The organism is Pseudomonas sp. H3_D04 (genome assembly GCF_054669175.1).
This window is the reverse complement of sequence record NZ_CP162801.1, coordinates 6,379,815-6,393,778: the sequence shown is the minus strand read 5'-3', so window position 1 is coordinate 6,393,778 and position 13,964 is coordinate 6,379,815. Positions and strand designations below refer to the sequence as shown.

General features: G+C 61.1%; 9 protein-coding genes and 1 pseudogene. 2 read left to right on the top strand and 8 right to left on the bottom strand.

Annotation, left to right across the window (positions count from 1 at the left end):
* Nucleotides 1-137: 137 nt before the first annotated feature.
* The 8 genes from AB4N91_RS29345 to AB4N91_RS29310 all read right to left on the bottom strand — a co-directional run bounded on the left by AB4N91_RS29345 (nucleotide 138) and on the right by AB4N91_RS29310 (nucleotide 13,058).
* Nucleotides 138-3,590: a GMC family oxidoreductase N-terminal domain-containing protein gene (locus AB4N91_RS29345; protein WP_460111995.1), complete on the bottom strand. Its 3,453-nt coding sequence runs from the start codon at nucleotides 3,588-3,590 to the stop codon at nucleotides 138-140.
* 1,025 nt (nucleotides 3,591-4,615) lie between these two features.
* Nucleotides 4,616-5,182, bottom strand: a complete 567-nt coding sequence (locus tag AB4N91_RS29340; protein ID WP_010467022.1) for a GNAT family N-acetyltransferase — start codon at nucleotides 5,180-5,182, stop codon at nucleotides 4,616-4,618.
* Nucleotides 5,183-5,327: 145 nt separating this feature from the next.
* Nucleotides 5,328-6,098, bottom strand: a complete 771-nt coding sequence (etfB, locus tag AB4N91_RS29335) for an electron transfer flavoprotein subunit beta (protein ID WP_010467008.1) — start codon at nucleotides 6,096-6,098, stop codon at nucleotides 5,328-5,330.
* Nucleotides 6,099-6,113: 15 nt separating this feature from the next.
* Nucleotides 6,114-7,334 (bottom strand): electron transfer flavoprotein subunit alpha, encoded by a 1,221-nt coding sequence (gene etfA, locus AB4N91_RS29330; protein WP_010467007.1) that lies wholly within the window; start codon nucleotides 7,332-7,334, stop codon nucleotides 6,114-6,116.
* The gene (gene dgcB / locus AB4N91_RS29325) at nucleotides 7,334-9,283 is read right to left on the bottom strand and encodes a dimethylglycine demethylation protein DgcB (protein ID WP_460111994.1); all 1,950 of its coding nucleotides are present in this window, start codon (nucleotides 9,281-9,283) and stop codon (nucleotides 7,334-7,336) included. Before dgcB ends, etfA begins: the two co-directional genes overlap by 1 nt.
* 111 nt (nucleotides 9,284-9,394) lie before the next feature.
* Nucleotides 9,395-11,455, bottom strand: a complete 2,061-nt coding sequence (dgcA, locus tag AB4N91_RS29320; protein ID WP_008151900.1) for a dimethylglycine demethylation protein DgcA — start codon at nucleotides 11,453-11,455, stop codon at nucleotides 9,395-9,397.
* Nucleotides 11,456-11,470: 15 nt separating this feature from the next.
* A complete protein-coding gene (locus tag AB4N91_RS29315; protein WP_008033249.1) occupies nucleotides 11,471-12,001 on the bottom strand; it encodes a DUF5943 domain-containing protein in 531 nt (176 codons plus the stop codon).
* 79 nt (nucleotides 12,002-12,080) lie between these two features.
* The gene (locus AB4N91_RS29310) at nucleotides 12,081-13,058 is read right to left on the bottom strand and encodes a dipeptidase (protein WP_007907542.1); all 978 of its coding nucleotides are present in this window, start codon (nucleotides 13,056-13,058) and stop codon (nucleotides 12,081-12,083) included.
* A gap of 236 nt (nucleotides 13,059-13,294) precedes the next feature.
* Here AB4N91_RS29310 and AB4N91_RS29305 point away from each other — a divergent pair, with 236 nt between their 5' ends.
* Nucleotides 13,295-13,696 (top strand): lysozyme inhibitor LprI family protein, encoded by a 402-nt coding sequence (locus AB4N91_RS29305; protein WP_010467005.1) that lies wholly within the window; start codon nucleotides 13,295-13,297, stop codon nucleotides 13,694-13,696.
* Nucleotides 13,697-13,706: 10 nt separating this feature from the next.
* Nucleotides 13,707-13,937 (top strand): annotated as a pseudogene (locus tag AB4N91_RS29300) (helix-turn-helix domain-containing protein); the annotation flags it as partial.
* Nucleotides 13,938-13,964 lie beyond the last annotated feature (27 nt).

Here is a 13,964-nt window from a genome sequence, read left to right as displayed (position 1 = left end):
TGAACACCGTCCACTGTGGGAGCGAGCCCGCTCGCGAAAGCGGTGTATCAGGCAACGTCAATGTTGACTGTGCCGCCGCTTTCGCGAGCAGGCTCGCTCCCACAGGTTGTGCGACAAATCTCCAGCCTCCGGCGGTGTTAGCCGAGGGCGGTTTTCTCCAGGTGTTGCAGGATGATCGGGTACACATCGACCACCGCGTCCTTGCCGAACATGCAATCGATATGGCCGTACCCCGGCACCACATGCCGGCTGTAACGCTCCGGCCCATGGACCTTGCACACGCGGTCATAAGTCTTGAGCGTGCTTTCCGGCAGGTAGCACTGGTTGTCCGCGCCGCTGATAAAGCAGATCGGCATGCTCAGCCGGTCGAAGTGCGGCATGTAGACGTCGTCACCATTGAAGTCCACCAGATGGCCTTTGCGCACGATCAGCGCCAGGTGCTCGAAGGTGTGCATGTTCGACTCGCCAAACAATTCGTGCAGGTTGTCGTGCAAGGTTTCGTTGAGGGTGTCGTGGCGATACAACGACGCGTACATGAAGGTGATGCGATGGCACACCGGGTTGGTGCAGTAGCCTTGGGCCTCGATCCGGGCGTAGCCGTTGAGCGCCTTGTCGTAGAGCTTGTTGAACCAGTTCTCCTTGTTATCGGCATACGCCGTCAGGGATTTGATGCCGATGGCGTCGAGCATGCCCGGCAGGTGCAAACCGGCCTTGAGCCCGGTTGCCGTGGCGACCACCGTATCCGCCGCGATCTGCGAGCAGACCACCGAGCGCACGCCCTGCAGCCCGGCCAGCAACGACATGAAGAAGGTCGTCGCGCCGTAGCAATGCACCACGCACTGCACGTCCGCCGCCTCGGTTGCCTGGCGGATCTGCGCGATGGCCGCCTTGAAGTCGTACTGGGCGATCTGGTCGCCGTTCCATTCCTTCTTGCTCGCCGGCAGCAGGATGCTCACCCGCAAATCCAGGAGCCAGACGTCGTACTCGTGCTTGCACAAGAACTCCAGCAGGTTGGTCTGGATGGTGTCGGTGGAGAAAATATTCGAGCCCACGCCCAATCCATGCACCAGCATCACCGGCCCTTTACTGCCGCCCTGATAACGGGTCAGGCGCAATTCGACGTTGTCTTCGGTCTGGAAGAAATGCACCACGGGCGACGGCGCATCCAGGGGTCGTTTGAGCCGTGGCGGTGCGTCGGGATTGAAGTAGATGTCGCCGGCGAACACGCCGCCATAGCTCTCCCAGAGAATCCCGGCGAAGAACTTGCCGAACCGCGCCAGGCCTTCGATGCGTTCGCGTTCGTTGCGGGCGTTGAGCACCTTCATGGTGGTCATTTGCTTGGCAAAGTCGGTCGGATGGATGTGCATCACCCCGCTGCCGATCACCTCGCCGGTCTTGTCCGGCCCGCGATACAGCGTCACGTAGAGGGTGCTGGTGTCGTGCCAGATGTTCAGCACGCCGTTGTCCTCGGGCACGGTTTTGAAGGCGCTGAAGTAAAAGTCGCTGCCGTCCTCGGCGGTCAGTTTCATGTCGTACTTCATGTGGCGCACGCCGACCTGCTGCTGATACTGCTCGAACAGGTTGAACACGCCGTTGCTGGCGGTCAGCGGCTGCGGCGACAGGCTCGGGGCGTTGACCGTACCGACCAGCGTCGCGGCGTGCTCCGGCTCCTTGATCATGCGATTGAGGTCGTTGGCGGTGATGGTCAGGGTGAAATCGATGGGCGAGTTATCTGCCTCGCCGCGTTTGGCCGCCGCTTCGTAGACCTTCAGGTCAGTACTTTGGGCTGCGGTGAAGGCCCGGGAAAAGTAGCCTTTCATGGTTTCGGTGAATTGCACGCCGAGCGTTGGCGACGCCACTTGTTTGCGTGGGGCCGAAGGCAGCGTGTAGTCGATCTGCCAGCCGCGATCGGCAGCCAGCAGGCCCATGTTGCGCTCGCTCACCGCCGAAATCGTCAGCAGCGGATTGACCGCCAGGGACGTCGGAATTACCGCGCCGTCGGTCACGTACAAACCGGCATACACGTCAGTCCCGCTGGCGCCGCTGAACACCTGGCCCTTGTGGTTGACCACGCCCTGCCCCGCGTCCTCGCCCATGACGCAACCGCCCAGGGGGTGTACCGAGACGATGCTGTGCTTGAGCAATTTGGTCCAGATCGGGTTCTCGACCCAGATGCCGCCCAGTGCCTTGGTGCTCAGGTGCAGCCGTTCGTTGCCGATCTTGACGTTTTCCTGCTCGCCAACGCCCGGCCAGTCGATGCGCAGCTGATCCTTGCTGTCCAGCACCATCCGGCCCTTGCCGTCGTCGTGGCTCATGATCAGGTACGTCTGCATGTTGTGCAGCGCGCCGTAATACGGGCCACGGAGGAAGCTTTCGGCTTCGCGTTCCTTGTACTTCAACTTGCCGGTAAAACTGTCGTCGGTGGGCTGACCGATCAGCTCGGCGAACCCGGCCATGCTCGGCACCATCGGCCGACCGAGGGCACCGGGGATCGATCCTTCTTCGATGACCATGCGGCTACGCCAGTCGCCTTCGGTGCGCATGTCGATGACCGAGGTGATGCACGGGCCGACCGGCTGCAATTCCTTCGCCGGATGCGCGCCGAAACCGATGCCATTGATCGGTTGTGCGCAGTTGTGACCGAAGCCGAGGATGTCGCCGTTGCCGCTCATGTTCTCGCCGAGCTGGCCGGACATCGACAGGCCTTTGTCCCGGGAGCGCAGGAGGATTTCGGTGGAGCCGAGGGTGCCGGCAGACACCACGACGATGTCGGCTTTGACGAACAGCGTCGGCGCCGAGAACTTCTCGCGGCCACTGTCCAGGTACTGGAAGTGCACGATCCAGCCATCGCCGTCGCGTTCCAGATGCCGCACTTGCGCCTGGCAGAAAATCTCCGCGCCGTGGTTCCAGGCGTCCGGCAGATAATTCATCAGCGTGGTGTTCTTGGCCTTGTTGTTACAGCCCGAGACGCAGTCGCCGCAATGGTTGCAAGGCAGTTGCTCAACGCCGACATGGTTGAGGTTGTTCGGCAGTTTGTCGAAGGTCACGTTGATCGGCGGCCGGTAAAAATGCGCGCCTTGCTTGAGGTAGTCCGCCGACTTCTTGTTGGCTTCGAGTTTCGGCAACACCGGCGATGTAGCGGGATACGGATTGGGCTTGAGCATTTCCCGCGCCCGGGCGTAACCGTCCTTGAGCAAGGTGTCGCGATGTTCGCGCACCGCCAATGGCCAGCGCGGATCGTCGAACACACCGGGCTCCGGTTCGAGGGCGACGTTGGCGTTAATCAGCGACGTACCGCCCAGGCCGCAACCGACCACCACGTTCTGCTGGGCGTTGACGTGCAGATCGAACAACCCGGTGCGCGAGCCGAGGTGGCCGTCCGGGTCGTGCACCTGCAATTCCTCGGTGGCTGCCAGCATCGTGTTCGGGTATTCGCCGGGTTGTATCTCCCGGCCCCGTTCCAGCAGGCAGACCCGCTTGCCGGCGCGGGACAGGCGCGACGCCGCGATCCCGCCGCCGTAACCCGAGCCGATGACGATTACGTCGTAATGTTCCTTGATGTCGCTGATGGGCGTTGCGATCCGTGTCATGGGACTTTCCTCTATCAGGCAGATAGGGCAACTCTGCGGTTGCCTGCAATCGATGGGCGAACGAGTACCTGGCCACTGAGTGAACTCAACGGCAGCACGCGGGTGTCACTACGAAAGGTCGGGCGCTATAGGCGAGCGCGCTGATTGGCGGCGCGGCGGTGAATGCGTTTGCGCAACAAGACCGCCGGGAGGGGCACGCACGTTGCGAAGAAAATGGGGGCGGGCTGGCTATCCATCACGCGTTCTCCCTGAACCAGATGTGGATAAATGACGGCGGTCCTTGTGACCTGTGAGTGAAGACAGGCGACCGATCGAAGTCAAGCCAGCGGCTTAGAACTGTATGAAATCTGATCTATTCCATTCAAGCCTATGCGGGACGTGGCTTTCAGGGTTTGGCGAACAAGTTATCCACACCTCCACCCACAGCTAATGGGGACAAGTGTGGATAGGCGGGAATCTTTCTCCACAGAAACCGAAGAAAAACCGTGACTTATCCAGAAGGCCGGTTTTCCACAGCGATTGGTTGTTTTTTGATCTAAAGCTTGCAGGGCACGTTATACGTGGCTTGCAGCGGATGGCGAACACCTTATCCACAGAAGCGCCAACAGACTTTGGGGGCAACTTCCGCCGATCTGTGGAAAACCTCTGAAAACCGCAATATATCGGGCTCTGCGGGTGATTAGTCGCGCAAAACCGCTGATTTGATCGTTTTTTAACCATCTACCTGACAAGCCCGTTTTATAAGGCCTGTAGCGGACAGCGAACATCTTATCCACAGATGCGCTAACAGAGATTGGGGGCAAGTATTGGCTAGCGGACAAACTTATCCTCTGGAAAAAGCCTGTAAAAACCGCAAGTTAGCCTGGTTGTTTTTTGTACGAAGGTTTGCAGGGCTTGTTTTGTATGGTGTGTAGCGAAGGGCGAACATGTTATCCACAGAAGCGCTAACAGGGATTGTGGGTAACCATGGGTTTCCTATGGGATGGAAACGCCAGCCTGAATCTGGCGCAACATCGGGTGAGTGTTCATGGCCGATACATCAGGTAGGCCTCCCCCGTGACCCGAATCATCGGATGGGGCGTGATCTGGCAGGTGTCAACGATGCGGAAGCCATGACGCTCATAGAACCGACGCGCGCCAGTGTTGGCGGCGTAGTCGATCAGGCTCAAGCCGTTGAGCCCGAGCCGGTTGGCACGGTCGTAGGCGTAGGCAAGGAATTGCTTGCCCAGGCCCAGGTTGCGCCAGCCTTCATGCAACGCCAGGCTGGAGATGTACAGGGTGTCGGGGATTTCCATCTTCGCGTAGGGCGCCAGGACCGGATCGGTCGTCGGCTCTGCCAGCGGATCGTGACGCATCACGTAACTGTGCAGCATGCCGATGACCCGGCCCTCCGACTCTGCGATAAGGCAGTTCTGCCAGGAGAAATCCACGTCGTCGCGGGCGTAACGAATGGCGCCGACGTCCAGCAGATCCTGACCGGGCTGGGCGAGTTGGCTCCAAATGTAATCGGCAGCCCCCTCCGATGTGATTTGAAACAGACGCGCAATCTCACGCGCATCGGCGCGCACTGCCGAACGAAATTCTACTGCCATTGTTTCCCCATAAATGTCGGTGACACGGACACCCTGTGGGAGTGAGCCTGCTCGCGAAAGCGGTTGATCAGTCGCAAGGATGTTGAATGACCCACCGCTTTCGCGAGCAGGCTCGCTCCCACATGGGTTCTGTGCTGATTTTCGGTTAGCGGACGACGCCTTCTTCGATCAGCAACTTGAGAATCGCCTCAGCCCCGGCCTGCGCGGTCACGCCTTTGAGCACTTGCCCACCGCCGCCACTGGCCTTGGCCGTCGCAGCTTTCATCCGGTCCGCGCCGCTCTTGGCCTTGATCACCTTCAAACGTTTTGGGCGTGGCTTGGCCGGTTGCAGCGTGGCGACGGCCAACAATTCATCGTCGATCACTTCGACTTCATCGGCCTGCAGCACACCGCGCCGCGCCGGGCCGTAGGCGCTCTGCCGAGGTTTCGGTGCAGCGTTATCCACAGTTGCGAGAAACGGCAGCCGCACTTTCAATCGACGGCGTTGACCGCGAGGCAAGGCTTGCAGCACCAGCGCTGAATTACCGTCGATGGACTCCACTTGAGCCAGCCCCACCACCAGCGGCCAGCCGAGGCTTTCCGCCAGCAGGAACGGGAGCATGCCCGAGCCTTCGCCGGTTTCCGCCTGACTGCCAGTCAGCACCACTTGCGCCCCGGCGTCGCGCAGGTACGCGGTCAATGCAGGCAGTGCATCGGCGCCTTGCGGTTGTTCGAGCACATGCAGTTGTTCCAGGCCCATGCCCAGATAAGCGCGCAACGCCGGCTCTGCGACATCGCCGGCATGCAGCACGTGCAAGTTATCCCCAGCCAGTTGCAGACCCAGTTCCACCGCCCGCGCATCCTGCTCCGCGCGACGTGGCCGGCCGGAGGTCGGGTGGGCGCCGATGGACACCAGGCTGATGATTTTCGTGCTCATAACCCTTTCCTTTCCTTAAGCCGCATCGCGCTTGGCTTCGTTGCGGTAAGCCTCTACCGCCGCGATCAAGGCTTGAAGAATTTCGGCGCTCTCACCGATCACCGACAGGTCGGCTCGTTTGATCATGTCGCAGCCAGGGTCGAGGTTGATTGCCACCACCTTGTCGCAGGCACCAATGCCTTGCAGGTGCTGGATCGCCCCGGAAATCCCCACCGCCACGTAAACCCGCGCGGTGACCCAGGTACCGGACGCGCCCACTTGGCGATCGCGCGCCATGAAGCCATCGTCCACCGCCACCCGCGACGCGCCTTCGGTGGCGCCAAGGGCTTCAGCGGTCCTGTGGAAAAGTCCCCAGTCCTTGACTCCGTTGCCGCCGGAGAAGATGAATTCGGCTTCGGCCATCGGAATCGCCGCCGGATCCACCGCCACCGCGCCCAAATCTTCAATGCGCGACAAGCTGCGCGCGACGGCTGTGGATAACTCCACGGGCAACGCTTCGTGACGGGTTTCGCTGACCGGTTCTGCGCACTCGACAGCGGCCAGAATCAAGCGTGCGACCGGACGCGCAAGGTCCTGTAAACCGGCACCGGCGCGGCCGATACATTCCTGATCCTTGACCTGCCAGACCCGCGTGGCCGGGCGTTCGCCCAGTGCGGCGGCAAAGCGCCGACCGAGTTCACCGCCACCGCTGCGGCTGTCCGGCAGCAGCCAGTGACGCGGACTGAACTGGTTATCCACAGCCCGCAGGCCCTGGACCCGTTGCTCCGGTGCATAACCGCTGAATTCATCGCCGTCCAATACCAGCAAGCGATCGACGCCTGCGGTAGTGAAAGCGTTTTCTTTGTGTTCGCCGAAAACCACGGCCAACACCGCGCCTTCCTTGCCGGCGAGTTGATGAGCCAGACCGAGCAAGTCGCGGTCGTGGCTGCTCAAGCGGCCGCCGACCATGTCCGGCACCACACTGATGTAAAACGCAGGTGCAGGCACTTGATGCAGTGGCAATTGCACTTCCACGGCCGCCGAGCGTTTGGTCGCGCCGCCCTGCTGAGCGCCGCTGCGGTCAATGCGCTTGATGCCGTTGGGACCGATAAAACCGATGCCGTGCAGGTTCTTGCGGATGACGCCGTTAGGGCCCATCCAGCTGTGTTGCGCCGGTTGCATGGCCGCGTGCAGCGGGTGCAGGCGGTTACGGGCAATCCATTCGGCGCGGGGGTCGCGGCGGATAATGTCGCTCATCAGTGGGCCTCCGCAGGTTCACGTTGGGCCGGTTTGGTCGGCTTGCTCGGCGCCGCGTCTTCGAGCAACGCGTCCGCCACCAATTCGGCGATGTCCTTGATCAGCGGACGCGGTTCGACCACGCCTTCGAGCATCGCGGTGCATTGCGGGCAACCCACGGCCACCAGTTCGGCACCGGTTTCGCGGATGTCGTCCATGCGCATGTCAGGGATCCGTTGCTTGCCCGGAATGTCGGTGATCGGCGCCCCGCCACCGCCGCCGCAGCAGCGCGAGCGGAAACCGGAGCGTTGCATCTCTTTGACTTCAATGCCGAGGGCGCGCAGCACTTCACGCGGCGCCTCGTATTCGCCGTTGTAGCGGCCGAGGTAGCACGGGTCGTGATACGTCACGCTGCTGCCTCTGTGCTGGCCAAGGTTCAAGGCGCCAGCGCCGATGATTTCGGCCATGTAGGTGCTGTGGTGCTGCACCAGGTAGTTGCCGTCGAAGGCGCCGTACTCGTTTTTCAGCACGTGGAAGCTGTGTGGGTCGCAGGTGACGATGCGGTTGAAGCTGTACTTGGCCAGGGTCTGGATGTTGCGTTTGGCCAACAACTGGAAGGTTGCTTCGTCGCCCAGGCGTCGGGCCACGTCACCGCTGTCGCGCTCTTCGAGCCCCAGCACCGCGAAGTCGACCTTGGCTGCTTTCAACACTTTGACGAAAGCGCGCAGGGTGCGCTGGTTGCGCATGTCGAAGGCGCCGTCGCCAACCCAGAACAGCACGTCGACGGATTTCTTCTCGCTCATCAGGTTGAGGTTCAAATCCGCCGCCCAGTTCATCCGCCCGCCCGGCGCGAAACCGCCCGGGTTATCGGTGGCAATCAGGTTTTCCAGGACTTCGGCGCCCTTGTTCGGAGTGGCGCCTTTTTCCAGGGTCAGATGGCGGCGCATGTCGACGATGGCGTCGACGTGCTCGATCATCATCGGGCATTCCTCGACACAAGCCCGGCACGTGGTGCAGGACCACAGGGTCTCGGCGTCCACCAAACCGTTGACGATCGGTTGATGCGGGTTGCCGGCGTGCTCGCCGATGGCCTTGCCCGGATACGGGCTGCCAGCGAACTTGGCGTCGGTGCCACCGGCCAGGCCGACGACCATGTCCTGAATCAGTTTTTTCGGGTTCAGCGGCTGGCCAGCGGCGAATGCGGGGCACGCGGCTTCGCATTTACCGCACTGCACGCAGGCGTCGAAGCCGAGCAGTTGGTTCCAGGTGAAATCCTTGGGTTTTTCCACGCCCAACGGTGCGCTCGGGTCGTTCAGGTCCAGCGGTTTCAAACCGGTGGAACGACCGCCGCCAAAGCGTTCGGCGCGACGGTGCCAAGCCAGGTGCAGGGCCCCGGCAAAGGCGTGCTTCATCGGCCCGCCCCAGGTCATGCCGAAGAACAGTTCGCTGACGCCCCACAGCACACCGAGGCCGAGGATCGCTGCCACCACCCAACCGCCGAAGTTTTCCGGGAGGATGCCGGCCACCGGCAGGGTCAACAGGAAGAAGCTCGCCGAGAACGCCAACAGGCTTTTCGGCAGGCGCATCCACGGCCCTTTGGACAGGCGCGCCGGTGGGTTGCGACGACGCAGGTACACGAAGATCGCACCGACGAACATCACCACCGTCATCAACAGCAGCGCGTAACCGAGGATGCGGTTATGCAGGCCGAAACCGTGCACCAGAATCGCCAGCACGATGGACGCCACCGCACCACCGGCCGTGGCCACGTGGGTGTTGGCGATGTATTTGTCCCGCGCCACGACGTGGTGCAAATCGACCATGTAGCGCTTGGGCATGGCGAACAGGCCGCCGATCAGGTCGACCTTGGAGGCACGGCCCCGGCGCCACATAGCCACCCGCCGCAACGCGCCGAGGACGGCAAGGCCCAGGGCAGCGAACAACAGGATTGGAAGAAGGGTGTTCAACATCAGAGTCACCTCTGGCGAGGTGCAAGCTACAAGCTACAAGCTGCAAGAAAAAGCGGCGGTGAGGATGAGCTTTTACTTGTAGCTTGCAGCTTAAGGCTTGCAGCTAAGCCGTCAAAAATCCTTACAGAGCCGGAGTGCGTCATAAATGGCGGCGTGTGTGTTGCGCTGCGCCACGCAGTCGCCGATGCGGAATAGCAAGTAGCCGTCGCCCGCCTGGCTCAGCGAAGGTTGCGGCTTGATCGCGAACAGGGCTTCGATGTCCATCTGGCCTTTGTTGCGCGAGCCTTCCTTCATGGCGTAGTAGATTTCTTCGTCCGGACGCACGCCGTTTTCAACGACGACCTGGTCCACCACTCGCTCCTCTTTGGCGCCGGTGTATTCGTTTTCCAGCACCGCCACCAGCTTGTCGCCTTCGCGGTAGACCTTTTCCAGCATCATGTCGCCGGTCATGATCACTTCTTTGGGGTACATGCTGCGGTAGTACGTCGGGAACGACGTACCGCCAATCGCCACGCCCGGCTTGATGTCGTCAGTAACGATCTCGACCTGGCTGCCTTTGTCAGCGAGGAAGTCGGCGGTCGACATGCCGGTGAATTCGCAAATGGTGTCGTAGACCAACACGTTCTTGCCCGGCGCGACCTTGCCGTCGAGGATGTCCCAGCTGCTGACCACCAAGCCTTCAGCCGCGCCCCAGTGTTCGTTTTGTTCCAGGAACGGATGACCGCCAACGGCGAGCACCACCACGTCCGGACGCAGGTCGAGAATGGTTGCCGCATCGGCCGCCACGCCCAGGCGCAGGTCGACTTTCAGACGCGCCAATTCCAGCTGGAACCAGCGAGTGATACCGGCGATCTGGTCCCGTTGCGGGGCTTTCGAAGCGGTAGTGATCTGCCCGCCAATGAATTCTTTCTTCTCGAACAGGGTCACGTCGTGGCCACGTTCGGCCGACACACGCGCCGCTTCCATCCCGGCAGGACCGGCACCGACCACCACAACCTTGCGCTTCACACCGGTCGATTTCTCGATGATGTGCGGCACGCCCATGTACTCACGGGAAGTCGCGGCGTTCTGGATGCACAAGACGTCCAGGCCCTGATACTGACGGTCGATGCAGTAGTTGGCGCCGACGCATTGCTTGATCTGGTCAACCTGACCCATTTTGATCTTGGCGATCAGGTGCGGGTCGGCGATGTGGGCGCGGGTCATGCCGACCATGTCCACGTAGCCGCCTTCCAGAATACGGGTCGCCTGGTTCGGGTCCTTGATGTTCTGCGCATGCAGGACCGGGGCCTTGACCACTTCCTTGATACCGGCCGCCAAATGCAGGAACGGCTCCGGTGGATAACTCATGTTCGGGATAACGTTGGCCAGGGTGTTGTGGGTGTCGCAACCCGAACCCACCACGCCGATGAAGTCGATCATGCCGGTGTCGTCGTAGTACTTGGCGATCTGCTTCATGTCCTCGTGGGACAAGCCGTCCGGGTGGAACTCATCACCGCACAGACGGATGCCGACGCAGAAATCCGGGCCGACTTCAGCCCGCACAGCCTTGATCACTTCCAGGCCGAAACGCATGCGGTTCTCGAAGCTGCCGCCCCATTCGTCGGTACGCTTGTTGACCCGCGGGCTCCAGAACTGGTCGATCATGTGCTGGTGCACGGCGGACAGCTCGACGCCATCCAGGCCACCGGCCTTGGCCCGTGCCGCAGCGCTGGCGTAGTTGCCGATCACCCGCCAGATTTCTTCCGGCTCGATGGTTTTGCAAGTCGCACGGTGCACCGGCTCGCGGATGCCCGACGGCGACAGCAGAGTTGGCCAATGCTCGCCATCCCAGCGGGAACGACGGCCCATGTGGGTAATCTGGATCATGATCTTGGCGCCATGCTTGTGCATGGCATCGGCCAGGTTCTGGAAGTGCGGAATGATCCGGTCGTCGGCCAGGTTGACCGACTTCCACCAGCCTTGCGGGCTGTCGATGGCCACGCTGGAGGAACCGCCGCAAATCGCCAGGCCGATCCCGCCCTTGGCTTTCTCTTCGTAATACTTGACGTACCGGTCGGTGGTCATGCCGCCGTCGGTCGCGTAGACCTCGGCGTGCGCGGTACTGAGCACGCGGTTGCGGATGGTCAGTTTGCCGATCTGGATCGGCTGGAACATTGCTTCGAAAGCCATGGCGGGTTCCTCGACTTACAACGGCTTGACGGTGAACAAACCGTCGTCGTGGCCTTCTTCGGAGCCACCGTAAACCTGTTCGGCGACAGTGCGGATCTTGCTGCCACGGGCTTGCAGAATCTGGTCCATGGCCCCGGCAAACCAACCGGTGAACATGTAGTCGACCTTGCGCCCGACCTTGCCGTACACGTAGACGAACGCCGAGTGTTCGAGCTTGACGCTGGCGGTGCCCTTGTCGAGGTCGATGTCCTGGATCTTGAACAGGCCCCAGCCGCGCTGCGACAGGCGCTTCATGTAGTGCTCGAACACCGCGACGCCTTCAAGGCCGTGGCATTCGGCTTCTTTTTCACACCAGTGCCAGGCGGATTTGTAGCCGGCCTTGTAGAGGATTTCGGCGTAGGCGTCGGCGCCCAGTACTTCCTCGATGCCCATGTGGTTGTTGACGAAGAAGTGACGCGGTACATACAGCATTGGCAGGGCGTCGGAGGTCCAGACACCGGTTTCGCTGTCGACTTCGATTGGCAATTGCGGGGCGATCTTGGCCATGGAAACTTAACTCCAGAAAATTTTGGGTGTTGCCCCCGGCGCGGACGGCCGGGGGAAAGAATTCTTCAGATGCGGCGGCTTATTCGCCCCAAACGTCTTTCAAGACGTTGACCCAGTTCTCGCCCATGATCTTGCGCACCACACGCTCGGAGTGGCCGCGCTTGAGCAGGGTTTCGGTCAGGTTCGGGAACTCGCCGACGGTGCGGATGCCCAGCGGGTTGATGATCTTGCCGAAGCTGGTCAGGCGGCGGGCGTAGCCCTTGTCATGGGTCAGGTATTCAAAGAAGTCCTGGCCATGGCCCTGGGTGAAGTCGGTGCCGATACCGATGGCGTCTTCACCAACGATGTTCATGGTGTATTCGATGGCCTCGGCGTAGTCGTCGATGGTCGAATCGATGCCCTTGGCCAGGAACGGCGCGAACATGGTCACGCCGACAAAACCGCCGTGATCGGCGATGAACTTCAGTTCTTCATCGGACTTGTTGCGCGGATGGACTTTCAGGCCCGACGGCAGGCAGTGGGAGTAGCACACCGGTTTCTTCGATTCGAGAATGACTTCTTCAGACGTCTTGGAGCCGACGTGGGACAGGTCGCACATGACCCCGACGCGGTTCATCTCGGCAACGATTTCACGACCGAAACCCGACAGGCCGCCATCGCGCTCGTAGCAGCCAGTCCCTACCAGGTTCTGGGTGTTGTAGCACATCTGCACAATACCGACGCCGAGCTGCTTGAAGACCTCGACGTAGCCGATCTGGTCTTCAAACGCGTGAGCATTCTGGAAGCCGAACAGGATGCCGGTCTTGCCCTGCTCCTTCGCTTTACGGATGTCGGCGGTAGTGCGAACCGGAATCACCAGGTCGCTGTTCTCGCGGATCAGCTTCTGGCTGGCGGCGATGTTGTTGACGGTGGCCTGGAAGCCCTCCCACACCGACACGGTGCAGTTAGCCGCGGTCAGACCGCCCTTGCGCATGTCTTCGAACAGCTCACGGTTCCACTTGGCAATAATCAGCCCGTCGATAACGATGCTGTCGGCGTGCAATTCGGCTGGGCTCATCAGGCTGTCCCCTATTAGCGATTCATGCGCCGAATCGTGTGCCGGCGCTTTGGGGCCAGCATATGCCTGAGGACCGGGGCAGCCGGGTGCAAAAACGACAGGGGGTTTGCCGAAAGCGTCAATCCGCGACAAAGGGTCGTTGATCGACGCAATCGCCCACCTGTTCAAGGGCCGCTGCTTGGGCCAGAATCCGCTGCATTACTGAATAGGCACTGAAAAATAGGGGCTGCGTCGCAATGAGAACGATCTTCCTGGCTTTGGCACTGATAGCGACCGGCGTACACGCAGCTGAAGAGGCCGACGACAACCCCTGCGACAAGGTCGAAAACGACGTCCAGACCCTGGAATGCTCCGCCTTCAGCAGAACCACCGCCGAAGACCTGCTCAAGGACAACTACCAAAGCCTGACCGAGCGCATGCAAACGGCCTACGGCAAGAACCCGGCGCAACTGAGCGACATCACCGCCAAGCTCAAGGCCGCGCAGCAGCAGTGGCTGAAAACCCGGGATGCGGATTGCGCGGTTGAAGCGTTTCCGGCGACCAGTGGCAGCAAGGCGTTCACCATTGCGCAGAATGATTGCGTGGCGCGGATGAGTGATGAGCGGTCGGAGTTTTTGGAGTCGATTGGGCAGGAGTGAAAACATAAATATGGAGAATGATTTGATCCCTCACGAAGTAGTCAGCCTTATCGTTGATGGCGCGTTACCGGTCAGGGCCTGGCGCGAGCACCTGAACCTTACACAGGATGAGGTGGCCAAACGCATGGGCATTTCTCAACCTGCTTTTGCCCAGCAAGAGACTGTAGCGAAGCCTCGCAAGGCCACCCGCGAGAAAATTGCCGCGGCGTTTGGCATCACGGCTAATCAACTTGAGCTGTAGGCTGCACACAACCATTTGTGAAAGGGA